Below are 24262 nucleotides of genomic sequence, written 5' to 3' on the forward strand. Positions count from 1 at the left end.
GGGTGATCACCGACAGCGGAGTACCCGGGTGCGGCCCGTTCGACACGCTCGGCGACGGACCGGGCTCGGCACGAGCCGCGGTCAGAACCGGTCGGTGGGCTGGTAACGACCCCAGACCTCGCGGAGCGCCCCGCACACCTCACCGACGGTGGCGCGCTCGCGCAGCGCCGCCTTCATCGGGTACAGCACGTTCGCGGTGCCGGCGGCGGCCTCCCGCAGCTCGACCAGGGCCCGCTCCACGGCGGCCGAGTCCCGCTGGGCCCGCAGCTTCGCCAGCCGCTCGGCCTGCGCCGCCTCGATCGCCGGATCGACCCGCAGCGGCTCGTACGGCTCCTCGGCGTCGATCGTGAACCGGTTGAGCCCGACCACCACCCGCTCACCCGAGTCGATCTCCTGCGCGATCCGGTACGCGGACTGCTCGATCTCCCGCTTCTGGAAGCCGACCTCGATCGCGTCCACCGCCGACCCGTGCTCGAAGACCCGGGCCATCAGCGCGTCCGCCGCCGTCTCGATCTCGGCGGTCATCGCCTCCACCACGTACGAGCCGGCGAACGGGTCGACCGTGGCGGTCAGATCGGTCTCGTACGCCAACACCTGCTGGGTACGCAGCGCCAGCCTGGCCGCCTTCTCGGTGGGCAGCGCGATGGCCTCGTCGAAGCTGTTGGTGTGCAGCGACTGGGTGCCACCGAGCACCGCGCCGAGCCCCTGCACCGCCACCCGGACCAGGTTCACCTCGGGTTGCTGGGCGGTCAACTGCACGCCCGCGGTCTGGGTGTGGAAGCGCAGCATCATCGACTTCGGGTTCTTCGCGCCGAACTCGTCACGCATCACCCGGGCCCAGATCCGCCGGGCCGCCCGGAACTTCGCCACCTCCTCCAGCAGGGTGGTGCGGGCGACGAAGAAGAACGACAGTCGGGGGGCGAAGTCGTCCACGGCCAGCCCGGCGGCGATCGCCGCCCGGACGTACTCCACCCCGTTGGCGAGCGTGAACGCGATCTCCTGCACGGGCGAGGCGCCGGCCTCGGCCATGTGGTAGCCGGAGATGGAGATGGTGTTCCACTTCGGCACCTCGCTGCGGCAGTAGCCGAAGGTGTCGGCGACCAGCCGCAGCGAGGGCTTCGGCGGGAAGATGTACGTCCCCCGGGCGATGTACTCCTTGAGGATGTCGTTCTGGATGGTGCCGTTGAGCGCCGAACCCGGCACCCCGTTCTCCTCGGCCACGAGTTGGTAGAGCAGCAGCAGCACCGAGCCGGGCGCGTTGATCGTCATCGAGGTGGAGACCTTGTCCAGCGGGATGCCGTCGAACAGCAGCCGCATGTCCTCGATGGAGTCGATGGCCACGCCGACCTTGCCCACCTCGCCGTGCGCGATCGGGTCGTCGGAGTCGTACCCCATCTGGGTGGGCAGGTCGAAGGCGACCGACAGGCCCATGGTGCCGGCCCGCAACAACTGGTGGTAACGCGCGTTGGACTCGGTGGCGGTACCGAAGCCCGCGTACTGGCGCATCGTCCACGGACGGGAGGTGTACATGGTCGGGTAGACCCCACGGGTGTACGGGAACTCACCCGGTGCGCCGAGCCGGGAGTCCAGGTCGCCGGGAAGATCGTCGGGCGTGTAGACGCCCTTGATCGGGAAACCGGACTCGCTTGACCGCGGTTCGCTCATCAACGGATGGTAGGACGCGCGGCGGGCCGCCGACGGGATAGGGGTACCCCACATCACGCCCGCGCTGCCGCGACAAGAGGTGAGTGGCCGCACACGTACCGTCGAGTAGTGGAAACGTCCGCCGCGCCGGCTTTCGCATCGGGCGCCTGAACCAGCAAGATAGGGGGGTTGTGTCCCAGCCCTCTCGACTTCCCCCGGTGGCTTTTCTGTGACTCAGATCCCGACGTGGAGCGGCGGACCAGTCAGCACTCCCACCAACGGACGCGCGACACCCGGCACCGTCATCGGCGACCGGTACTCGCTGCGCTCGGCGGTGGGCAACGGTGGCATGGGTACGGTCTGGCGGGCCACAGACACGCTGCTGCGCCGTGACGTGGCGGTCAAGGAGGTCGTCCTCCCACCCGGCCTGGCGCCGAGCGACCGCGACGCGATGTACGAACGCACCCTGCGCGAGGCCCGTGCCGCAGCCGCCATCGCGCACCCGGCGGTGGTGCAGGTGTACGACGTGGTCACCGAGGCCGGCCGGCCGTGGATCGTGATGGAGCTGCTGGACGCCCGCAGCCTCGCCGACATGGTGATCGAGGACGGGCCGATCGCCCAGCGGGTCGTCGCCAAGATCGGGATCGCCCTGCTCGGCGCGCTCGAGGTGGCCCACGCGATCGGCGTGCTGCACCGCGACGTCAAGCCCGCCAACGTGCTGATCTGCTCGGACGGCCGTTGCGTGCTCACCGACTTCGGCGTCGCCCGGATGCCCACCGACGTGCAGCTCACCACCCCGGGCATGGTGCTGGGCTCACCGCACTTCATCTCGCCCGAGCGGGCCATGGGGCAGGAGTTCGGCCCACCCAGCGACCTGTTCTCCCTCGGCGTGACGCTCTACACCGCCGTGGAGGGCCGGCCGCCCTTCGACCGGGGCGACCCGATCGAGACCATGCACGCCGTGGTCGAGGACCCGCCCGCGCCGCCCCAGCGCAGCGGCCCGTTGACCAGGGTGCTGATGGGTCTGCTGGAGAAGGTCCCGGCCCGCCGACTCGACGTGCACACCGCCCGCGCCATGCTGCGCGAGCTGCTGGCCGGTCCGCTGAGCAGCAGCGCCGCCGGGGTCAACTCGATGACCGACCAGTACTCCGTGATGCCGGTGCCGCAGCCCGCGCCGATCAGCGCGCCGGCCGCCCCGGCCAAGCCGACCCCGTCCGGGCAGATCGGCGGCCGGGCGATGCTGGGGCCCGGCGAGTCGCTCACCGACCGGCTGGCCGCGCTGCGTCGGGGCGAGCGCCCCGGCCAGGCCGCCGCGGCCGGCGCCGCGGCGATGGAGGAGACCAGCGCCGACGCCCTGGCCCGTCCCGCGCAACGGGGTACGGCCATGTCCCCGCCCGCCGGCCGCACCTACGGCGGTGCCGACGCGACCCAGCGGATCGGCTCGGACAGCACCCAGCGGGTCGGGCCGGAGGTCTTCGGCTACGGCGGCCAGCCCGACGCGACCCAGCGGATCGGCGGCTACGGCGCCGCGCCCGACGCCACCCAGCAGCTCGGTGGCTACGGCGCGCAGCCCGAGGCGACCCAGCGGGTCGGTGGCTACGGCCCGCAGCCCGACGCGACGCAGCAGGTCGGCGCCTACGGTGCCGCGCAGTGGCCGGCCGCGCCCCACCAGCCGTACGGCGCGCCGGCTGCCGCCGGCGGCGGCAGCAGCCCGGTCGACCGGGCGAAGGCCGCCGGCACCCGGGTGGTCGACACCGTGCAGGGCTGGCCCCGCAAGGTGCAGCTGGCCGCGGCCGGTGGCCTCGCGGTACTGCTGCTGATCGGCATCGTGGCCTTCGCCAGCGGCGGCGACGAGACACCCACCACGCCGGTCGCCGAGCCGTCCACCTCGGCGGACGAGGGCCCCGGCATCGAGATGCAGGAGCACTCGGCACGCGGGGTGCAGATGCTGGTGCCCAAGGGCTGGAAACGGGCCGCGCCCGCCGGTGGGGTCTACATCGACTACACCGACCCCGAGGACAGCGGCCGTCGGGTACGCATCCTCAACGAGAAGTGGAGCGGCACCTCGGTCCGCTGGGCACAGGTCGCCGAGAACGGCCTGAAGACCCGGTCGGCCTCGTGCGCCAAGCCGTACACCCAGGTGGCCATGGCGGAGAAGGAACTGGCCGGCAAGCCCTCGGCCGAGTTCGAGTACACCTGCGGCGAGGGTGCCGAGATGCGGCACGGCATCTGGCACGGGGTGGCCCACGACGGCCGGCTCTACTCGTTCTACCTCACCTCGACCGACGCGCGCTTCGAGGAGAGCAAGCCGATCTACGCGGCGATGCTCAAGTCGTTCCAGCTCACGGCGGCCGGCTGAGTCAGGGCAGCCGCCCGGGGAGATCCGCCGCCGTGCTATCAAGAGGCCATGGCGGCGGAGACCACTGACCTCGACACGATCCGCGAGCGGGCCGAACGCTGGCTCGCCGACGACCCCGATCCGGCCGGCCGGGCGGAGCTGCGGGCGGTGCTCGACCAACTGCCGGGCAGTGCGCCGGAGCTGGCCGACCGGTTCGCCGGGCCGCTCACCTTCGGCACGGCCGGGCTGCGCGGGCCGCTGCGGGCCGGCCCCAACGGGATGAACCTCGCGGTGGTCACCCAGGCCGCCGCCGGCCTGGTCGCCTGGCTCGCCGCCCAGGGCGGCACCGGCCCGCTGGTGATCGGGTACGACGCCCGGCGCGGCTCCCGCGAGTTCGCCGAGCGCACCGCCCAGGTGGCCACCGGGGCGGGCCGCCCGGCCCTGTTGCTGCCCCGCCCGCTGCCGACCCCGGTGCTCGCCTACGCGGTGCGGCACCTGTCGGCGGTGGCCGGGGTGATGGTGACCGCCAGCCACAACCCGCCGCAGGACAACGGCTACAAGGTGTACCTCGGTGCCGAGCTGGGCGGAGAGCTGGGTGCCGGTGCGCAGATCGTGCCGCCGGCCGACGCCGGTATCGAGGCCGCCATCCGCGCGGTCGGTCCGCTGGCGCAGGTGCCGCTCGGCCCCGCCGGTCAGGTGCTCGGTGACGACCTGGTCGCCGCGTACGTGGCGCGGGCGGTCGGTGTCGTCTCCCCGGGCGGGCCCCGGGAGCTGACCGTGGCGTACACCCCGCTGCACGGTGTCGGTGCGGCGGTGCTCACCGCCGCCTTCGCCGCCGCCGGCTTTCCGACGCCCGGGGTGGTGCCCGACCAGGCCGAGCCGGACCCGGACTTCCCCACCGTCAGCTTTCCCAACCCGGAGGAGCCGGGCGCGGTGGACCGGCTGGTCGCGCTCGCCGAGCGCACCGACGCCGACCTGGCCATCGCCAACGATCCGGACGCCGACCGCTGTGCCGTCGTGGTCCGGGACGCTGCCGGCGGGCCCGACGGACCGGGTTGGCGGATGCTGCGCGGGGACGAGGTGGGCGTACTGCTCGCCGATCACCTGATGCGACGCGGGGTCACCGGCCGGTACGCCACCACGATCGTCTCGTCGTCACTGCTGCGGGCGATGTGCGCGGCGCGCGGGCTGCCGTACGGGGAGACGCTCACCGGGTTCAAGTGGATCGTCCGGGCCGGTGACGGCAGCGAGCCACTGGTCTTCGGCTACGAGGAGGCGCTCGGCTACTGCGTCGCCCCGGACCACGTACGCGACAAGGACGGCATCACCGCCGCGCTGACCGTGGCCGAGTTGGCCGCCGGCCTCAAGGCGGAGGGCCGGACGCTCACCGACCGGCTGGACGAGTTGGCCGTCGAGTTCGGCGTGCATCTGACCGACCAGCTCTCGGTACGCGTCGACGACCTGCGCCTGATCGTCGACGCGATGGCCCGGATCCGCGCCACCACCCCGACCACCCTGCTCGGCCAGCCGGTCACCGAGACCCAGGACCTGCTCCCCGACGCCGACGTGGTGATCCTGCGTACCGCGGCGGCCCGGGTGGTGATCCGCCCCTCCGGCACCGAACCGAAGCTCAAGGCGTACCTGGAAGTGGTGGAACCCCCCACCCACGGCGACCTGGCGGCAGCCCGCACCCGCGCGACCGCCGCCATCACCACCCTCCGCACCGAAACCGCCCACGCCCTCGGCATGCCAGGTTGATCATGAGGTTAGCGGCGAAGTCGATCTCGACGGATGCCGCTAACCTCATGATCAACCTGATTCGTGCGGGCGGCGGGGGCCGAGGGCGTGTTCGACGGCGCGGCCTAGGGCAGCGACCACGAGGGCTACCGAGGGGCGGATCACGGAGTCTTCCAGGTTGACCTCGCCGGAGAAGCCGGCGCCGCTGGCGATCTCCTCGAGCCGGCGGCGGGCGGCGTCGGCGTCCTCGCCGGTGACGCCGAGGGCGGACTCCATCCGGAGCACGGCGACCAGGGTCGCGAGTGCGGCGGTGCGCTCGTCCGGAGCGGCGCCGGTGAGCACCACGGCGAGCCGCTGCCGGGTCTCCTCCTCCACCGTCGGGTCCACCACCGGGTAGCGGTGCACGTGGATGAAGCCCAGCTCGGTCTCGTCGACGTCCCGGACGACGCCCTGCTCGCAGAGGTCGCCGAGAATCCGGTCGCGCAGGCCGTGCCGCAACCGCTGCACCCAGGAGGAGGGGCTGTGCGGCGTGTCGGCCACGATCTTGGCCAGCACCGCGTCGGTGACCGGCTCGCCGGTGGGCGTCGGATCCACCGCGGTCAGGGCCCCGTCGGTGTACGCGATCCGCCCGGCCAGGGCCAGCTCGATGAGCACGGCGGCGGCCATCCCCAGGTCGAGGCTGATCCGCGGCAGGGTCGCCTTACCCGTTTCGTCGTCATAGGCGAGCAGGAGCAGTTCCTCGGCGAGCGGCACACCAGTCATGGCCCGAGACGGTAGCCGGTGCCGGCACCACCCGCACCACAAACCGCCGGGCGTCAGAAGCGGGGCATGCCGCCGAACTGCCGGTCACCGGCGTCACCGAGGCCCGGCACGATGAACATGCTGTCGTTGAGACCGTCGTCGATGGCGGCGGTGACCAGGCGCAGCGGCAGCCCGGAACGCTCCAACCGCTGGATGCCGGCCGGCGCGGCGAGCACGCAGAGCACCGTGATGTCGGTGCAGCCCCGCTCGGCCAGCAGCCGGCAGCAGTGCTCCAGGGACCCACCGGTGGCCAGCATCGGGTCGAGGACCAGCACCGGCAGGCCGGCGAGGTCCCGGGGCAGGGACTCCATGTAGGCGCGCGGCTCGAAGGTCTCCTCGTCACGGGCCAGCCCGACGAAGCCCATCGAGGACTCGGGCAGCAGCCCCAGCGCGGCGTCGGCCATGCCGAGACCCGCCCGCAGCACCGGCACCAGCAGCGGCGGGTTGGCCAGCCGGGTGCCCTCGGTGGCGGTCACCGGCGTCTGCACCGGGTAGGTCTCCACCGGGAAGGAGCGCGCGGCCTCGTACACCAGCATGGTGGTGAGTTCGTGCAGCGCCGCCCGGAACGTAGAGGAATCGGTGCGCTCGTCCCGCATGGCGGTCAGCCGGGACTGGGCGAGCGGATGGTCAATGACGAGTACGTCCACGATCGCTCAACCTACCCGTCCCGGATACCGACGCGCGGGCCCCGGCCGCGACCAGCGACCTCGCTCACCCGCGCGCGCTCCGGCGAACCCAGTGACCAAGATCACGCGGCGTCAACCTGCGTAGACTTCGGGGCATGACGGCGACAGCGACGTCGGCCCGCTCGGACCTCTCCGAGCTGGGACGATCCGAGACCGCTCTGCGGACCTTCCTGCACGGCCTACCGGGCGTGGACCAGGTCGGCGCGGAGCAGCGGGCAGCCCAACTCGGCACCCGATCCATCAAGACCACCGCCAAGGCCGAGGCGATCGACCTCGCCATCCGGATGGTCGACCTGACCACGCTCGAGGGCGCGGACACCCCCGGCAAGGTACGGGCGCTCGCCGCGAAGGCGCTGCGGCCCGACCCGGCCGACCCGTCCTGCCCGCACGTCGGCGCGGTCTGCGTCTACCCGGCGATGGTCCCGTACGTGGCCGAGGTGCTGCGCGGATCTGCGGTGCATCTGGCCAGCGTGGCCACGTCCTTCCCGTCCGGCCAGGCGCCGCTGGAGATCAAGCTCGCCGACACCCGCGCCGCCGTCGAGGCCGGCGCCGACGAGATCGACATGGTGATCAACCGGGGCGCCTTCCTGGCCGGCCGCTACGCCGAGGTGTACGACGAGATCGTCGCCACCAAGCAGGCCAGCGGGGACGCCCACCTCAAGGTGATCCTGGAGACCGGCGAGCTGGCCACCTACGACAACGTGCGCCGCGCCTCCTGGCTGGCGATGCTCGCGGGCGCCGACTTCATCAAGACCTCCACCGGCAAGGTGCCGGTCGCCGCCACGCTGCCGGTGACCCTGGTGATGCTGGAGGCGGTACGCGACTTCCGAGCCGCCACCGGGCGGCAGGTCGGCGTGAAGCCGGCCGGTGGCATCAAGACCACCAAGGACGCGATCAAGTACCTGGTCATGGTCAACGAGACCGTCGGCCCGGACTGGCTGCACCCGGACTGGTTCCGCTTCGGCGCCTCCAGCCTCCTCAACGACCTGCTGATGCAGCGCACCAAGCTGACCACCGGCGTCTACGCCGGCCCCGACTACTTCACCCTGGACTGACCGCGATGTTCGAATACGCACCCGCACCCGAGTCGCGCTCGGTGGTGGACCTCAAGCCGTCGTACGGGCTCTTCATCGACGGGAAGTTCGTCGACCCGGCCGACGGGTCCAGCTTCAAGTCGATCAACCCGGCCTCGGAGGAGGTGCTGGCCGAGATCGCCGAGGGCGGCGCGCAGGACGTGGACCGGGCGGTCCGGGCGGCCCGCAAGGCGTACGAGAAGGTCTGGGGTCCGATGCCGGGCCGGGACCGGGCCAAGTACCTGTTCCGCATCGCGCGCATCATCCAGGAACGCTCGCGCGAACTCGCCGTGCTGGAGTCGCTCGACAACGGCAAGCCGATCAGGGAATCCCGGGACGTCGACCTGCCGCTGGTCGCCGCGCACTTCTTCTACTACGCCGGCTGGGCCGACAAGCTGCCGCACGCTGGCTTCGGGTCCGACCCGCAGCCGCTCGGGGTGGCGGCGCAGGTCATCCCGTGGAACTTCCCGCTGCTGATGCTGGCCTGGAAGATCGCCCCGGCGCTGGCCGCCGGCAACACGGTGGTGCTGAAGCCGGCCGAGACCACCCCGCTCACCGCCTTGCTGTTCGCCGAGATCTGCCAGCAGGCCGACCTGCCGGCCGGTGTGGTCAACATCGTGACCGGCGCCGGCGAGACCGGCCGGGCGCTGGTCGAGCACGCCGACGTGGACAAGGTCGCCTTCACCGGCTCCACCGACGTCGGCCGGGCCATCGCCCGCGCGGTCGCCGGCAGCCGCAAGAAGCTCACCCTGGAACTCGGCGGCAAGGCCGCCAACATCGTGTTCGACGACGCCCCGGTCGACCAGGCGGTCGAGGGCATCGTCAACGGCATCTTCTTCAACCAGGGGCACGTCTGCTGCGCCGGCTCCCGGCTGCTGATTCAGGAATCCGTCGCCGAGCAGGTGCTGGAGTCGCTCAAGCGGCGGATGGCCCGACTGCGCCTCGGTGACCCGCTGGACAAGAACACCGACATCGGTGCCATCAACTCGGCCGCCCAACTCTCCCGCATCCGGGAGCTGACCGAGGCCGGCACCGCCGAGGGCGCGCAGCAGTGGTCACCGCCGTGCGAACTGCCCGAGCGGGGCTTCTGGTTCGCGCCGACCATCTTCACCGGGGTCACCCAGGCACACCGGATCGCCCGCGAGGAGATCTTCGGCCCGGTGCTGTCCGTACTGACCTTCCGCACCCCGGCCGAGGCCGTGGAGAAGGCCAACAACACGCCGTACGGGCTGTCGGCGGGGATCTGGACCGAGAAGGGCTCCCGGATCCTGTGGATGGCCGACCGGCTGCGCGCCGGGGTGGTGTGGGCCAACACGTTCAACAAGTTCGACCCGACCTCGCCGTTCGGCGGCTACAAGGAGTCGGGCTACGGTCGCGAGGGCGGCCGGCACGGGCTGGAGGCGTACCTCAATGTCTGAGCGGGTCGCGGTACGCAAGACGTACAAGCTCTTCATCGGCGGGAAGTTCCCGCGTAGCGAGTCGGGACGGTCGTATCTCGTGCAGGACTCCAACGTGTCGCTGGCCTCGCGCAAGGACGCGCGGGACGCCGTGGTGGCCGCCCGCGCGGCGGTGAAGGGCTGGGCCGGGGCGACCGCGTACAACCGGGGTCAGATCCTCTACCGGGTCGCCGAGATGCTGGAGGGCCGGCGCGAGCAGTTCGTCGCGCTCGGCGTGCCGGGCGACGAGGTGGACGCGGCCACCGACCGCTGGGTCTGGTACGCCGGCTGGTCGGACAAGCTCCCGCAGGTGTACGGGGGCGCGAACCCGGTCGCCGGGCCGTACTTCAACCTGTCGGCGCCCGAGCCGACGGGTGTGGTGGCGGTGGTCGCCCCCGAGACACCGGCCCTGCTCGGGCTGGTCAGCGTGATCGCCCCGGCGATCGTCACCGGCAACACGGTGGTGGTGGCCGCCTCACCGACGGCGCCACTGGCCGCGGTGACCCTGGCCGAGGTGCTGGCCACCTCCGACCTGCCCGGTGGGGTGGTCAACATGCTCACCGGCCGGTGGTCCGAGACCGTGCCCACGCTGGCCGCGCACATGGACGTCAACGCCCTCGACCTGACCGGCGTGACCGACGCGGAGCTGGCGGCCGACCTGGAGGTCAAGGCGGCGGAGAACCTCAAGCGGGTGCTCCGGCCGGCAGCGGACGGTCACGACTGGTCGGCGGATCCGGGGCTCGGCCGGATGACGGCGCTGCTGGAGACGAAGACGGTCTGGCATCCCAAGGGGGTGTGAACTCTCCTCGCTCTGGGGGTTTCCGGGGAGCCCCGCCCGCTCCGGGCGGTCAGGCTTGATCCCTGCGCGGGCGGGGCTCCCCGGAAACCCTGACGTGCGCACGGACCGTCCGTGGGTCACGGCTTCCGGGGTGCTGCCCAGCGTCAGGTCCCCGCTCGGCCGCCTCCCCGCTCCGTCCTCTCGCCCCTTCCCGTTACGCCCTCTGTTGCCTGTCGCCCTGGGTGGCCGCTCAAGATCCGGACAACTTCCCGGAAACTGCTGGGTCGAGGGGTGACGAAGCAGCACTATCTGCGAAGTTGTCGCGGCGGATGTGGGGTGGGCGTGGGTGGGGGTGGGTCTACTACGGGGGGTAGGATTGGGGGGTGACTCGGCTGGGGGATCTTGAGCGTGCGGTGATGGACGTGCTTTGGGACGCGGTGCCCGGCACGTCGGATGGGGTCACCGTGCGTGAGGTGGCCGACGCGTTGGACGGACGCGAGTTGGCGTACACCACCGTGATGACGGTGCTGGACCGGCTGGCCGGCAAGGGCATGGTGCAGCGCGAGCGGGAGGGTCGGGCGTGGCGGTACCGCGCCGCGGCCAGCCGGGAGGCATACATCGCCCAGCTCATGCTCGACGCGCTCGACCTGGGCGGTAGCCGGGACGCGGCGCTGGTCCGGTTCGCCCGCTCGGTCACCGGCACCGAGGCTGACGTGCTGCGCGCCGCGCTCACGACGGAGGCCGGACTGACGGCCGATGCTCCCGGGCAGGTCCGGCCGGCCGGTGACGCACCGGAGCGGACCCCGACGACAGACGAGGTACCCGGGCAGCACCGGACGACAGGCGATGTGCCAGGGCAGGCGGTGGACGGCCCCGGACGCGGCCTGACCGGTCGGGTCGACTCGCCGTCGGCCGACGGGGCGTCCCGCCCCGACCTGGCCGACAAGGCCGTGGAGCGGTAGGGGCGACGCAGTGGCGCACACCCTGCACTTCGCCGCCTCGATGGTGGCCTGCTGGCTGATCGCCCAGGTGCTGGCCCGCTCCACGTGGACGTGGCGCAGCCCTCGGGTGGCGATCCTGTGCTGGCAGGCGATCGGCCTGGGGGTCGGTCTCTCCGCGATGGGTCTGCCGATCGCGCTGGGTCTCGCCCCGTACCAGCGGGGCACCGGCAGCGCCCTGCTGGCGCTGGTCGGCGATCTTCGGCACGGCACCCTGCCGGCCGGCCTCGGTGCCGTGCACCTGGGTCTGGTCGGTGTCGGTCTCGGCATCGGGGCGGTCCTGCTGACCACGACGGTACGCAGCATCCACGGCACGGTGCGCGCCCAACGCCGGCACCGGGACCTGCTCACCCTGGTCGCCCGACGGGACCCGACCGTGCCCGGCGCACTGGTGCTCGACCACCCGGGTGCGGCGGCGTACTGCCTCCCGGGGGTGAAGCCACGGGTGGTGGTGAGTGCCGGCACGCTCAGCCTGCTCGACCGGGCCGAGTTGGCGGCGGTACTGACCCACGAGCGGGCGCACGCGCAGGAGCGGCACGACCTGGTGCTGCTGCCGTTCACCGCTCTCTGTCGCGCGTTGCCCTGGTTCCGCTGGGTCCGCGAGGCGCACGAGCGGGTTTCCCTGCTGGTCGAGATGCGCGCCGACGACAAGGCCCGCGAGCTGCACGCCGAGGCCCCGCTGGCCGGCGCGCTGCGCCGGTTCGCCGCCGCCGGGAACCGGATCACGCCGGCCGGCGCGCTCGGCATGGGCGACCGGGACCTGGACGTACGGGTGCAGCGGTTGCTGGTCACCGCCCGCCCGCCCCGACTGCTCGGCGGCACCGCGCTGGCCGTGGCGGTGACCGTGGCCGCCCTGCCGGTCGCACTCTTCCTCAGCTGACGGACCCTGAACTAACCCTGATCATGCCGGTTCCGCTCTCGCCACCGACCCATACGTAGGTTCTCTACATGTAGGCTCCCTATGCTGCATCGACCCCCGTCCCGGAAGAGCCGCCATGGACACCCTGCTCCTCGCCCGCCTGCAGTTCGCCATGACCGCCTCGGTCCACTTCCTCTTCGTGGCCGTCACACTCGGCCTGGTCACCCTGCTCGTCGGGATGCAGACCGCCTGGGTAGTGACCGGCAACCCCAGGTGGGAGCGGCTGACCCGATTCTGGGGCCAGCTCTATGTGATCAACTACGTGCTCGGCATCGCCACGGGCATCGTGATGGAGTTCCAGTTCGGGCTGAACTGGAGCGGACTGTCCCGCTACGTCGGCAACGTCTTCGGCGCCCCGCTGGCCATCGAGACCCTGGCCGCCTTCTTCCTGGAGTCGACCTTCCTCGGCATGTGGATCTTCGGCTGGCACCGGCTGCGCCGTGGCGCGCATCTCGCGCTGCTCTACGGGGTCGCGATCACCGCGTACGTCTCGGCTTTCTGGATCATGGTGGCCAACTCCTGGTTGCAGAACCCGGTCGGTTACGAGGTACGCGACGGGGTCGCCCACCTGACCGACTTCCCGGCGTTGCTGACCAACCCGGCCCTGGGGATGGCGCTCGGGCACGTGGTGTCGGCGGCCCTGCTGACCGGCGGGCTGCTGATGGCGGCGGTCAGCGCGTGGCACCTCGACCGGCGCACCACCGACCACGCGCTGTTCCGCACCTCGCTGCGGATCGGGCTGGTCACCGCCGCACTGTCGATCACTCTCGTGCAGGGGTTCGGCTTCGCCCAGTTCGGGCCGGTGGGTGGGGTACAGCCCACCAAGTTCGGAGGTAACCCCGAAGCCGACGCGCTGATCGCCGACTGGACCGCCAGGTTCGGCCCGGGCGACTACCTGCCGCCGGCGCTGTCCAACGTCGGCCTCGGCTTCATGATCCTCATCGGTTTCGCCCTCGGCCTGCTCTGGCTGCTCGTCCCACTGCTCTGGCGGGACTGGATCATCCGCCTCCGGTTCCCGCTCTGGCTGCTGATGCTCGCCCTGCCCCTGCCGTTCATCGCACTGATCCTCGGCTGGATCGCCCGCGAGGTCGGCCGCCATCCCTGGGTGGCGTACGGGCTGCTGCCGGTGGACCAGGCGGTCTCGCCGGTCAGCCCTTGGCTGATGGCGACCTCGCTGGTCGGCTTCACCCTGCTGCTCGGCACCCTCGCTGTCACCAACTGGGTGCTGCTCGCCCGGCACGCCGCCCGGGGTGCCGCCGATCCGGCGCTCGGCCGCCCGCCGGCCCAACCGCCCGCCGACGATTCCCGCCCCGAACCCGCGTTCGCCTGAGGAGCCGGAGATGGAACTCGCCTGGTACGCCCTGCTCGGCCTCTTCTTCGCCGGCTACCTGGTGCTCGCCGGCTACGACTACGGCGTCGGCCTGCTGCTCGCCGGTGGCACCGACGCGTCCCGCCGCCGCGCCGCGCTCAACGCGGTCGGGCCCTTCTTCCTCGGTAACGAGGTGTGGCTGGTGGCCGCCGCCGGCATCCTGTTCGGCGCGTTCCCGCTACTGGAGGGGGAACTGCTCGCCGGCAGCTACCCGGCGGTGGCCGCCGCGCTCGTCGGGGTGATCCTGGTGACCGCCGGGGTGCAACTACGCAGCCGTCCGGGCAGCGGAAGGGCCCGCACCGCGTGGGATCGAGTGATCGTGGTCGGTAGCCTGCTCGCGGCGCTCGGCTGGGGCGTGGTGCTCGCCGGACTGCTCCAGGGCGTACCGCTGCGGCCCGACGGACACGTGGCCGGGGTGACACACCTGTTCACCCCGTTCGCCGCCGCCACCGGGTTGGCCCTGGTGGCGCTGGTGGTGGCACACGGAGCGACCTTTCTCACGCTCAGGTCACCCGCCGTCGAGGGCGAGCGGCTCCGGCCGTTGGCCCGCCGTCTGCTCCTCACCGCGACCGTCGCGGTCGGCACGGCCGCCGTCGTCGGTGCGTTCTCCGACCGGGTACGCGCCGCCGCGCAGCGCCCCGCGGTCGGCGTACTGCTGGTGGTGTTGCTGGTGGTGGCTCTGCTGGCGGCGCGGGCGGCGCTCCGACGGCAACGACCGGGCGTGGCCTTCGCGGCCACCGCGACGGCGCTGGCACTGCCGGTGCTGCTGGTCGGGGCGACCCTCTGGCCGTACGTGCTGGTCTCGACCGTCGAACCGGGCGCCTCACTGACGGTCACCGACGCGGCCGCCAGCGGGCCGACCCTGCGGCTGCTGGGCTGGCTGACGGTACCGCTCCTGCCGGCCCTACTAGGCTTCCAGGCGATGTGCGTGTGGATTTTCCGAGGACGAACCGACGGTAGGGCACCGGTGTACTGGTGAACCGTCGCCCCTTCGACCCGCGGCTGCTGCGCCGGGTTCCTGCGGCCCGACGCGACCTCGCCCTGCTCACGCTGCTCGGCGTGCTGGCCGCCGGGCTCGTCGTGGCGCAGGCCACCGCCCTGGCTGTGCTGCTGGCCGATGCCTTCACCGGGCGCCTGGACCGGGCCGCGCTCGGCGGTTTCGTGGCCGCCGTCGCGGCCCGCTCGCTCGTGGTCTGGGCGCAGGGCGCGGTGTCCGCACGGGTGGCCGCCACGGTCAAGGCGGCGCTGCGGGCCGACCTGCTGGGCGCGGTCGCCCGGCACGGCCCCGGTTGGGTCGCCGGCCAGCGGGCCGGACAACTGGCCACTCTCGCCGGTCGGGGGCTGGACGCGCTCGACGCCTACTTCACCGGTTATCTGCCACAGCTCGTGCTGAGCGTCACCGTGCCGGTCGCGGTGCTGGGTCGGGTGTTCCTCGCCGACTGGAGCTCGGCAGTGATCATCGCGCTGACGCTGCCGCTCATCCCGATCTTCGGGGCGCTGCTCGGGTGGCAGGCGCAGGCCGCCACCGAGCGGCAGTGGCGACGGCTGTCGCTGCTCGGCGGCCACTTCCTGGACATGGTGGGCGGGCTGCCCACGCTGCGCGCGTTCGGCCGGGCCCGGGCGCAGACCGACGCGGTACGACGGATGGCCGACGGTCACCGGATCGCCACCATGAAGACGCTGCGGATCGCCTTCCTCTCCGCGTTGGTGCTCGAACTCGTGGCCACCCTGTCGGTGGCGCTGGTCGCCGTCCCCGTCGGCATCCGCCTGCTCGGCGGTGGTCTGGCGCTGCAGACCGCACTGCTGGTGCTGCTGCTGACCCCGGAGGCGTACCTGCCGCTGCGGGCGGCCGGCAGCCGGTTCCACGCCAGCATGGAAGGGCTCACCGCGCTGGACGAGGCGCTCACCCTCTCCGGCTCGGCACCCCGGGCGTCGGCGGGTCGGGTGGGCACGCGACCGGACGGGCGCGCCGAGATCCGCTTCGAATCGGTGACGGTGGCGTACGAGCGCACCACGGCGCTGCGGGACGTGACGCTGACCATCCGGCCCGGCGAACGTATCGCGATCATCGGACCGAGCGGCGCCGGCAAGAGCACCCTGCTCAACCTGCTGCTCGGCTTCGTCCGTCCGACCGGCGGTCGGGTCACCGTCGGCGGGGTCGACCTGGCCGACGCCGACCTCGACGGCTGGCGGCGACAGGTGGCGTGGGTGCCGCAGCGGGCCCACCTCTTCGCGGCGTCGCTGGCCGACAACATCCGGCTCGGCACCCCCGACGCCACCCCTGCCGCCCTCGCCGCCGCGGTCCACGTCGCCGCGCTGGACGAGGTGGTCGCCGCCCTGCCCGACGGACTGGACACCCCGCTCGGCGAGCGGGGGCACGGCCTGTCCAGCGGGCAGCGGCAACGGGTGGCGCTGGCCCGGGCGTTCCTGCGGGACGCCCCGGTGGTGCTGCTCGACGAGCCGACCGCACGCCTCGACGCCGCCGCCGAGGCGGCCGTGCTGTCGGCCACCCGCGAACTGGTCGCCGGCCGCACCGCGCTCCTGGTGGCCCACCGGCCCGCCCTGCTGACCGACGTCGACCGCATCCTGCGGGTCGAGGACGGCCGGGTCACCGAGCTGACCCCGATACCGGCCGGGGAACACCCATGAGCGAGCGCAGCGAGCGAATCATCGGGATCGGTGCGGTGGTGCCTCATCGTGACGCCGAGCGAAGCGAGGTGGCGCGATGAGCGAGCGCAGCGAGCGAATCATCGGGATCGGTGGGCCCCTGCCCGAACTGATCGTGCTGCGGCTGGCCCGGCCGTACCTGAAGCGCCTGGTCGGTGCCGGGCTGCTCGCTGCGGCGACCGAGTTCGCCGGGCTGGCCCTGATGGCGACCGCCACCTGGCTGCTGATGACCGCCGCCGGTCAACCCCCGCTGGACCGGCTCACCGTGGCGATCGTGGCGGTGCGGGCGCTGGCGGTGAGCCGCGGAGTGCTGCGTTACACCGAACGACTGGCCGGGCATGACGCGGTGTTACGCCTGGTCACCGATGTCCGGGCCGGGGTGTTCGACACCCTGGCGATCCGGCGCGGCAACCCGCCCCGCAGTGGGGACGCGCTGAGTCGGCTGGTCTCCGACGTGGAGGCGGTACAGGACCTGCTGCTACGGGTGGTCGTGCCGGCCGCAGCGGCCGGGCTGGTGAGCGTACTGGCTGTCGGGCTGGCCGCGCTGGTCTCGCCGCCGGCCGCGCTCGCGCTCGCCGCCGGGCTGCTGGTGGCCGCCGTCGCCCTGCCGGCGCTGGCGACCGCACTGACCCGACGGGCCGCTGCCGAGGTGGCTCCACTGCGCGGAGCGCTCGCCACCGACGCGGTCGATCTCACCCACGGCGCCGCCGACCTGGCCGCCTTCGGCGCGACCTCGGACGCGCTGGCGACCGCCGGGCGACGGGCCCGCCGACTGGCACGGCTGGAGCGGCGGCTCGCCGCGCTCGGCTTCGCCGTCGACGCGGCCGGCGTGCTGGTGGCCGGCCTCACCGCCGGTGCGGTGGTGTACGTGGCCCTCGGCGCCGGCGTGGACGGGGTGCTGGTCGGCGTCCTGGCCGTCGGCACACTGGCCGCCGTGGAGATCGCCCTGGCGCTGGTCGGCGCGGCCCGGCAATGGACCGGGCTGCGGGCCGGACTGGCCCGGGTCGCCCACCTCCTGGTACCCGACGACGCCGGCCCTGTCGGGACCGCCGAGACCGCCGAGACCGCCGAGACGAGCGTGACCGGGCCGTCCGGCACGCCCGCTGGCGGGCGGTCGTTCGAGCCGACGCCGTCGGTCCGGTTCGACCGGGTGACGGTTCGCTACCGGATCGGGGCTCCCGCCGCGCTCGACGGCTTCGACCTGGAGCTGCCACCCGGCCGCCGGGTCGCGGTCGTCGGTCCGAGTGGGGCGGGCAAGAGCACCCTGGCCGCCGTCCTGACCGGCGCGGTGTCCCCCACCGCCGGCCGGGTCACTCTGGACGGGCGGGACGTGGCGGCTCACCCGTCCCAGGAGCTGCCTCGCCTGGTCGGCGGACTGCTCGCCGAGGCGTACGTCTTCCACGCCACCGTGCGGGACAACATGCTTCTCGGTCGGCCGGGCGCGGACGAGGACGCGCTGCTCACCGCCGCCACCGCCGCCGGGCTGTCGGACTGGGTCCGGGCTCAGCCGGACGGCTGGGACACCGTGGTCGGCGAGGAGGGCGGACAGCTCTCCGGTGGTCAACGTCAGCGGCTCGCGCTGGCTCGCGCCCTGCTGGCCGCGCCCGGCGTACTGGTACTCGACGAACCCACGGAGGGTCTCGACCCGGTCGCCGCCGACCAGGTGCTGGCCAGCACGTTGGCCGCGACTCCCGCCGGGCACTCGGTACTGCTGATCACCCACCGGCTCAGCGGTCTCGCCGAACTCGACGAGATCGTGGTGCTGGACGCCGGCCGGGTCGTGCAGCGGGGCCGGCACACGGCGCTCCTGGTGACCCCGGGGTGGTACCGGGACCAGTGGGTGTTGCAGCAGGCCGCCGAGCACGGATACCTCGCTCTGTCGGGTTGATCCGTCGGGCCGCCTCCGGGATTTCCCCGAGGCCGGAACACGGGCTGGCATGGCAGGGTTGGGGCCATGTCGGCCCGGGACGAGATGTTGGTCGAGGAGCACCTGCGGCAGCTCGCCGGTCGGCTCCGTGGGCCACGCCGGCTACGGGCCGACCTGATGACCGAGGCCCGGCACGGGCTGCTCGACGCCGCCGAGGCGTACCGGGACAGTGGCCTGCCGGCGGGTGAGGCGTCGCGACGGGCGGTCGCCGACTTCGGTACGCCGGATCAGCTGGCCCCGGCCTACCAGGCCGAACTCGCGTTGGCCGCACTGCGCGGGCTGTCGCTGCGAATGGTCGCCTTCGCCGCGACCGGCTCGATCGCCGGGGATCTGACCTGGCACGGATCGAGTTGGAGCAGCGGCCCCCCACCGCCCTCGGCCTACCTGCTGTTGTCACAGTCGGTGGAGTGGATCTGGGCCGGGGCGTTCCTGTTCGGTCTGGCCGGGCTGGCGCTGGTCGCGGCCACCGGCCGCTCGGCGCGTCCGGCACTGACCGCGCTGGCGCGCGGCGCCGGTGTCGCGCTGACCGGCGCCGCCCTGCTGGGCGCCGTGGCCGGGGCCGGGCTGTTCTCCTGGTCGATCCTGCTGTGGGACGCGGCCCTGAGCTGGCCACCGATGATCATCGGAATGATCGCCGGCGCCGCCGCCCATGTGTGGCTGGGCAGCGCCGCCCGCACCTGGCTGCTGGCCACCCGTTGACGTCAGCCCGCCGTGGTGGGGGTGGTGCCCGGGTCCAGGAATCGGCCGACGGTGGCACTGAACTCACGCCAGCCGGAACGCTGGTCGGTCAGCGCCCGCCGGCCGGTGTCGGTCAGCTCGTAGGTACGCCGCTCCCGCCCGTTCACGGTGTCCCACGCGCTGACCACGTGGCCGGCCCGCTCCAGTCGTCGCAGCGCCGGATAGACGGTGCCGGTGGGCAGGTCGAGGCGACCGTCGCTGCGCGCCCGCAGTGCCTCGATGATGGCGTAACCGTGCAGGGCGCCCCGTTCCAGCACGGCCAGCAGCAGGGCGTCGAGGTGTCCATGCAGCGCCTGGGCGTTCATGCGTAGACACGCTACTTGTTATCGGGGTGGCGAGCCACCGGGGTGCGGCCAGCGGTTACCGAGCGCAGCCAACTAGGGTATGTGCCCAGAGTCACTCACCGGCATCAGCGCCGGGGGGTGGTAGCCCGACGCACACGGAGGTCACCGTGGCACGCCAGTCGCCCCAACGGCCGGACGCCGACGAGCCCGAGCTCGATGACACGACCGGCACCAGCGAGCCGGACGTCGCCGAGCCGGCCGACGCCGCGCCCGACGCCGCCGCGGCGGAGACCGCGAACCGCGCGCTCTGGGACGAGCTGCGGATCGATCCGGTGGAGATCGCCCTGCCGGCCGGTACCGGCTTCACCCTGCGCGCGTACCGGTCGGCCCGTGAGCTGACCCCGACCGACGTGGCGGAGCGGGACGCCGACGACCCCTTCCTCGCCCGTCGGCAGGTCGGCCCGGCCGAGGACGACGTCGAGGAGGGTGACGTCGTCATCCTCGACGAGGACGTCGCCCGGGAGTTCGCCGAGAGCGAGGACGAGGAGCGGCGGGCGCAGCCCGACGACGACACCACCGAGGACGACAAGGACGACGCCGACGAGGTCACCGCCGATGAGGCCGGCGACGAGGAGGTGCCGATCTTCCTGACCCACAAGGGCCGGCTGCTGCTGTTCAAGACGCCCGAGTCGCTTGTCAGCTTCGTCCGTTCCGGTGCTCCCAATGACCTGTCTCAGCTGGACAGTTGGGATGAACTGTCCGAACGGGTGGAACCGGCCGACATCGCGCCGCTGGACGATGACGTCTACGAACTCGATCTCGTCGTGGAGAACCTCCGCGGCGGGCACGACACCTGGGACCCGACGCTGCTCATCGAGGCCGGCGAGGTCGCCCGCGACCTGGCGTACGCCCTGCGGCTGCCCGCGGTGCTGGACATGCTGTCCACCGGCTCCAGTCTCGACGACCTGGACGAGGCGCTCCGGGCGTCGGTCGGCGGCGGCATCGGCGGCTTCATGGGACGGCGTAGGCTGAAGAAGATCGGGGCACAAACCGCAAGCCTGGGTTGGCGGACCATTGTCGGGAAGATCTCTGCGGTCGTGGACTGGCGCGACTGACCCGCACCAGGGACCATCAGTCTCTGGCAGAGAAAGCCCTGAGTCCCGGGAGGAGGACGACGCCGTGGCGCTCGTGCGCGTGTACTGCGGTCTGACCTCGGCGGACCCGGCCGACCGACCGGTCTCGGCCGGATCGGCGCTGACGTCCGCTGTGGTCGACGACGCAGGCCGTCTGCTGCATGTCTGCGAGATCGGCGACGACCCGACGGGCTACGCCCGGCTGGTCACGCTACTCGTGGAACGTTCCGGCGGGCCGAGCGGTGCGGCGATCGCCGCCGACAGCGACGACCACACCATCACCTCCCTGCTCAGCGCCGCCGGTCGCCCGCTGGCGATCGCCGACGACGACTCGGTCGACGACTTCGCCGAACGGTTCGCCGATGACGACTCCCTGGAGGAGATGCAGTCACCGCCGGCCGTTCGGCGCGCCGTCGGTCTCGCCCGGTCGCTGCAGGCCGGCGCGCTGTCGGCGGTGACCCTGCCGGCGCCTCGCGACCTCGCCGGGTACAAGCAGATCCTCGCCGCACACGCCGCGCTGGCCAGCGGTCGGCACTCCGCCGCGGTCGCCCTGCGCGAGGTGCTCCGCGAGCTGTACCCGGCCGCGTTGCGTGCCTACCCCGACCCTGCCGAGCCGATCCCGCTGGCCGTGCTGGACGCGCTTCCCGAGCCGGGCATGCTCACCGACGCCGCCGGCCGGGGCCGGGACGCCGCGGTCACCGCGGACGCCGTCACCGCCCAGCTCGCCGCCGAAGGAGCCGGGGACGCGGAGGCGATCGACGAAGCGGTCACCGCACTACGGGTCGCCATCTCCGAGACGCCGCGGCGGGCCACCGTGAACCGGGCCCTGACGTCGGCCGCAGCGGAGACCATCAGGCAGGCGGTCGCCTCGGTGCGGGCCTGCGACGCCGGCTGCGAGGCGCTCGTCGGTGCCCTGCGGGCCCGCACCGCCGGGCCGGCACCGGCGTCCGGCCGGCGTGCCGCCGCCCGACGCGGCGAACAGGTCGGTGAGTTGTCGGCGAGCGCGCCCGGCGCCCAGACCGGCCTGCGGTCGGTGCGACCCGGCGGCCCTGAGCCGGCCGGTGGTCGCCGCAGCCGACCGGAGCCGGTGCCGGGCAACGCCCCGCCGGCCTCCCCGCGCCCCCTCGGTCCCCCGCCGGTGGCGCCCGCGCCGGTGACTCCCCCACCGGTCGCGCCCGCGCCCGTGACGCCGGCCGCCATGGCCGGTCCGCCCGCCGCGCCGTCGCGCGCCGAGTCGCACCCGTCCCGGGTGGACGGTCCGACCAACCGGCCGATCTCCGCGCCACCCCCGCCACCGCCCGGGATCACGCCGATCGCGCCGACGCAGCGCGGCGCGATCCCGCCCGCCGAAGCGGGCGAGCCGTTCCGCCCGACCCTCACCACCGCGGCGATCAACAACGCCCGGGCCGAGCGTCAGCGGACCGTCATCCCGCCCCGGCCGAAGACGAACGGCGAACCACCGACCGGCGGCTTCAGCGCCACCGACCTCAGCGTCCCGGTGCCGGCGGCCCGCCCCGAGCAGGAGAAGACCGCGCCCCCGGGATCCCGCTCGAACTGGCCGCTGGTGAACAACCCGGACAACCCGACCGACACCACCCCCCGCAACCCGGTCGTCGGCTCCTACGAGGACCGGGGTCGGCGCAGCGCGCCCGAGGCCCCCGTCGACCACGGCGCCGACCGCCGGGTCACCCCGCCCTGGCTCGCCGACGATCTACCGCCGGAACCGCCGGTGTTGCGGCTCGTCGAGCCGCCGCCGCTGGCCGACCGGGCGTTGCGCAACGGAGCCCAGCCGCCACCGGAGCAACCGCCGCTACGGCTCGTCGACCGGGGCGGCGCCGAACGCGGCAACCGGGGGGCGGAGCGGTTGGACCTCCCGCCGGCCCGCCGTTCGGCGGAACCGCCGGTCGAGCACCGGCCGCCACCGGTCTCCGACGAGGGCGACGGTGATCTACTGATCTTCGCGCAGGCCCGCTCCGCGTGGTTCGTGGGCCACGGCGAGGAGGCCGACCTGGACTGGTCGACAATGGCCGACACCGGTTGGCAGGCCGCCGAGCAGGCCGCCCGCCCGGCGGTGGGTGCCGAGACGAACGCCGGGCTACCCAAGCGGGTGCCGCAGGCCAATCTGGTGCCCGGCTCGCCGTTGCGGGAGGAGCGTCCGCTGCGGATAGTGCGCGACGCGGCCAGCCTGGCCGAGAACACGACCGGTTACTTCCGGGGCTGGCGCCGAGGGCAGGAGATCGGTGGGTTCGCGGTCGGCGGGCGCCCCGGGCGGGAGTCCGCAGGCGGCTGGGACTTCAGCCGGGACACCGGCGACCGCGACGACGATCGGGAGTACGAGTACCGCTCCGCCGGCTACCGCTCCTGACGTCCGCACGGGCGGGACACCGGTGCCGGCTCAAGGCCCTTCACCTGCGTGTTCCTGCCCACAGCCGGATAATTTGACGTCGGGTCGTCGGGGCCGGAAGCATACCCGCGGAACAGCCGGCGGCAGGTCGCCGGGCGGGAAGGCGACTCATGGCGACACCCCTAACCAACCCCTGCGTGGTCACTCGACGCGGCGTACTGGCCGCAGCGGCGGGCACCCTGCTGCTGGGGGCCTGCGGGCGGGACGGCGGCCGGGAGAACGCCGTCACCCGGCCCACTCCCGGTCACGAGTTGGTCGTCGGTGCCACGCTTGAGCTGAGCGGTCCAGGTGCCGCGCTGGGGGTGCTCCAGCAACGCGCGCTGGCCATCAGCGCGGCGGCCCTCAACGAAAAGGGTGTGGCGGTCGGCAACCTCCGCCGGACGGTCCGCGTCGAGGTGCTGGACAATCGCAGCAACCCCCGGCTGGCCGCCCAGCAGGCGACCGAACTGGGCCGCCGGGACGACGTGCACGCCCTGCTCGGAGCCACTCTGGCGGAAACCTCGATGTCCGTGATCGGGGTGGCGCAGAAGCTCCGGCTACCGTTCGTGTCGTTGGCGTTCGGCGACTCCATCGCGGTGCCGCTGGCCCAGCGGGCCTTCGTATACAAGGTCACCCCGGACGCCGGAGACGTGGCACGGCGGCTCGCCCAGTTGGTCAGCGCCGAAGGGCTACGCCAGGTGGTGCTGCTGGCCGAGGACGGGCTGCACGGCGATTCGGGTGTCCGGGCCATGCGGGGCGCGCTGCGGACCGCGGAGGTGGGTCTGGCCCGCACCGTACGGCTGCCGACCGGCAAGGCTGGCCTGGCCCGCGCAGCGGAACAGGCCGTCGCGGCCCGCGCCGACGGTGCGGTGGTGTGGGCCACCGCACCCACGTCCGGTGCCGCCGCACGGGCGCTACGCGCCGCCGGACACGACGGTGAGTTGTTCTTCGACGCCGGGGCGGTGGCCGAGGAGACCCTGGAAACTGCCAATCTGGCCGCCGTCGAGGGTGCCTACGCGGTCCACCCGTCCTCGCTGGGTGGCTCCACCATCGCCAACAGCAGCGCCACCGGACGCGCCTACCGCGACCTCGTCTCGGCGTACATCCGCGCGCACGGCAGTTACCGTGGCTTCGCTCCGTACGCCTCGGACGCGCTGCTGCTGATCAGCACGGCGGCCCGGTTGGCCGACAGTGTGGACCGTGGTCGGCTGCGGGCGTACCTGCAGAACCAGGTCACCGACGGGCTGGCCGGCATGTACTCGTTCACACCCATCCGACACAGCGGCATGGACCGCCACTCGCTGGGGGTTTACCGCGTCGACGGCGGGGCCTGGAACCGGTTCAGCTGACG

Annotated in this window: 17 protein-coding genes and 3 pseudogenes; 16 read left to right on the top strand and 4 right to left on the bottom strand. The window is 73.1% G+C overall.

The features are described 5' to 3' along the window. Positions 1–81: 81 nt before the first annotated feature. Complete coding sequence (locus tag O7605_RS15585; RefSeq protein WP_269739862.1) at positions 82–1665, bottom strand: acyl-CoA mutase large subunit family protein; 1584 nt, start codon at positions 1663–1665, stop codon at positions 82–84. Positions 1666–1873: 208 nt separating this feature from the next. On the opposite strand from O7605_RS15585, the gene O7605_RS15590 reads away from it, so the two are divergent. Together O7605_RS15590 and O7605_RS15595 are read left to right on the top strand one after the other, a co-directional pair. Then, complete coding sequence (locus O7605_RS15590; RefSeq protein ID WP_269739863.1) at positions 1874–4003, top strand: serine/threonine-protein kinase; 2130 nt, start codon at positions 1874–1876, stop codon at positions 4001–4003. 48 nt (positions 4004–4051) lie between these two features. After that, positions 4052–5740 (top strand): phospho-sugar mutase, encoded by a 1689-nt coding sequence (locus tag O7605_RS15595; RefSeq protein WP_269739864.1) that lies wholly within the window; start codon positions 4052–4054, stop codon positions 5738–5740. A 51-nt stretch (positions 5741–5791) separates the two neighbouring features. Here O7605_RS15595 and O7605_RS15600 read toward each other — a convergent pair whose 3' ends face one another. Beyond that, a complete protein-coding gene (locus tag O7605_RS15600) occupies positions 5792–6481 on the bottom strand; it encodes a GOLPH3/VPS74 family protein (RefSeq protein ID WP_269739865.1) in 690 nt (229 codons plus the stop codon). Between the two features lie 53 nt (positions 6482–6534). Beyond that, a complete protein-coding gene (gene upp / locus O7605_RS15605) occupies positions 6535–7167 on the bottom strand; it encodes a uracil phosphoribosyltransferase (protein WP_164446152.1) in 633 nt (210 codons plus the stop codon). Positions 7168–7301: 134 nt separating this feature from the next. Between upp and deoC the strand changes: the two genes are divergently transcribed. From deoC to O7605_RS15655, 10 genes and pseudogenes are all read left to right on the top strand, one after another. Then, positions 7302–8261, top strand: a complete 960-nt coding sequence (deoC, locus tag O7605_RS15610; RefSeq protein WP_269739866.1) for a deoxyribose-phosphate aldolase — start codon at positions 7302–7304, stop codon at positions 8259–8261. Positions 8262–8266: 5 nt separating this feature from the next. Next, entirely contained in the window at positions 8267–9697 is a 1431-nt protein-coding gene (locus tag O7605_RS15615) for an aldehyde dehydrogenase family protein (RefSeq protein WP_269739867.1), read from the top strand. Next, positions 9690–10514, top strand: coding sequence for an aldehyde dehydrogenase family protein (locus O7605_RS15620; RefSeq protein ID WP_269739868.1), 825 nt, complete (start codon positions 9690–9692; stop codon positions 10512–10514). Before O7605_RS15615 ends, O7605_RS15620 begins: the two co-directional genes overlap by 8 nt. Before the next feature lie 362 nt (positions 10515–10876). Next, positions 10877–11290, top strand: a pseudogene (locus tag O7605_RS15625) (BlaI/MecI/CopY family transcriptional regulator); the annotation flags it as partial. Positions 11291–11465: 175 nt separating this feature from the next. Further along, a complete protein-coding gene (locus tag O7605_RS15630) occupies positions 11466–12371 on the top strand; it encodes a M56 family metallopeptidase (RefSeq protein ID WP_269739869.1) in 906 nt (301 codons plus the stop codon). A gap of 115 nt (positions 12372–12486) precedes the next feature. Then, on the top strand, positions 12487–13740 hold the full coding sequence (locus O7605_RS15635; RefSeq protein ID WP_269739870.1) for a cytochrome ubiquinol oxidase subunit I: 1254 nt from the start codon (positions 12487–12489) through the stop codon (positions 13738–13740). 10 nt (positions 13741–13750) lie between these two features. Further along, positions 13751–14758, top strand: coding sequence for a cytochrome d ubiquinol oxidase subunit II (cydB, locus tag O7605_RS15640; RefSeq protein ID WP_269739871.1), 1008 nt, complete (start codon positions 13751–13753; stop codon positions 14756–14758). Beyond that, positions 14755–16428, top strand: coding sequence for a thiol reductant ABC exporter subunit CydD (cydD, locus tag O7605_RS15645; RefSeq protein WP_269739872.1), 1674 nt, complete (start codon positions 14755–14757; stop codon positions 16426–16428). The genes cydB and cydD overlap by 4 nt, the downstream gene beginning before the upstream one ends. A 76-nt stretch (positions 16429–16504) precedes the next feature. Beyond that, complete coding sequence (gene cydC, locus O7605_RS15650) at positions 16505–18334, top strand: thiol reductant ABC exporter subunit CydC (RefSeq protein WP_332317129.1); 1830 nt, start codon at positions 16505–16507, stop codon at positions 18332–18334. A 66-nt stretch (positions 18335–18400) separates the two neighbouring features. After that, positions 18401–19072: a permease prefix domain 1-containing protein gene (locus O7605_RS15655; protein ID WP_269739873.1), complete on the top strand. Its 672-nt coding sequence runs from the start codon at positions 18401–18403 to the stop codon at positions 19070–19072. Positions 19073–19074: 2 nt separating this feature from the next. On the opposite strand, the gene O7605_RS15660 is transcribed toward O7605_RS15655, so the two are convergent. Next, on the bottom strand, positions 19075–19416 hold the full coding sequence (locus O7605_RS15660; RefSeq protein ID WP_269739874.1) for a PadR family transcriptional regulator: 342 nt from the start codon (positions 19414–19416) through the stop codon (positions 19075–19077). Positions 19417–19562: 146 nt separating this feature from the next. Here O7605_RS15660 and O7605_RS15665 point away from each other — a divergent pair, with 146 nt between their 5' ends. The 4 genes and pseudogenes from O7605_RS15665 (at position 19563) to O7605_RS15675 (ending at position 24260) form a co-directional block, all read left to right on the top strand. After that, positions 19563–20510 (top strand): DNA primase, encoded by a 948-nt coding sequence (locus O7605_RS15665; RefSeq protein WP_269739875.1) that lies wholly within the window; start codon positions 19563–19565, stop codon positions 20508–20510. Positions 20511–20574: 64 nt separating this feature from the next. Next, positions 20575–21505, top strand: a pseudogene (locus O7605_RS32125) (transposase); the annotation flags it as partial. Between the two features lie 80 nt (positions 21506–21585). Next, positions 21586–22893: pseudogene (locus tag O7605_RS32130) on the top strand (transposase); the annotation flags it as partial. Between the two features lie 149 nt (positions 22894–23042). Next, the gene (locus O7605_RS15675; RefSeq protein ID WP_269739877.1) at positions 23043–24260 is read left to right on the top strand and encodes an ABC transporter substrate-binding protein; all 1218 of its coding nucleotides are present in this window, start codon (positions 23043–23045) and stop codon (positions 24258–24260) included. The last annotated feature ends 2 nt before the right edge of the window (positions 24261–24262 follow it).

The sequence above is a fragment of the Verrucosispora sp. WMMA2121 genome, from assembly GCF_027460185.1.
In the GTDB taxonomy this organism is placed as follows: domain Bacteria; phylum Actinomycetota; class Actinomycetes; order Mycobacteriales; family Micromonosporaceae; genus Micromonospora; species Micromonospora palythoicola.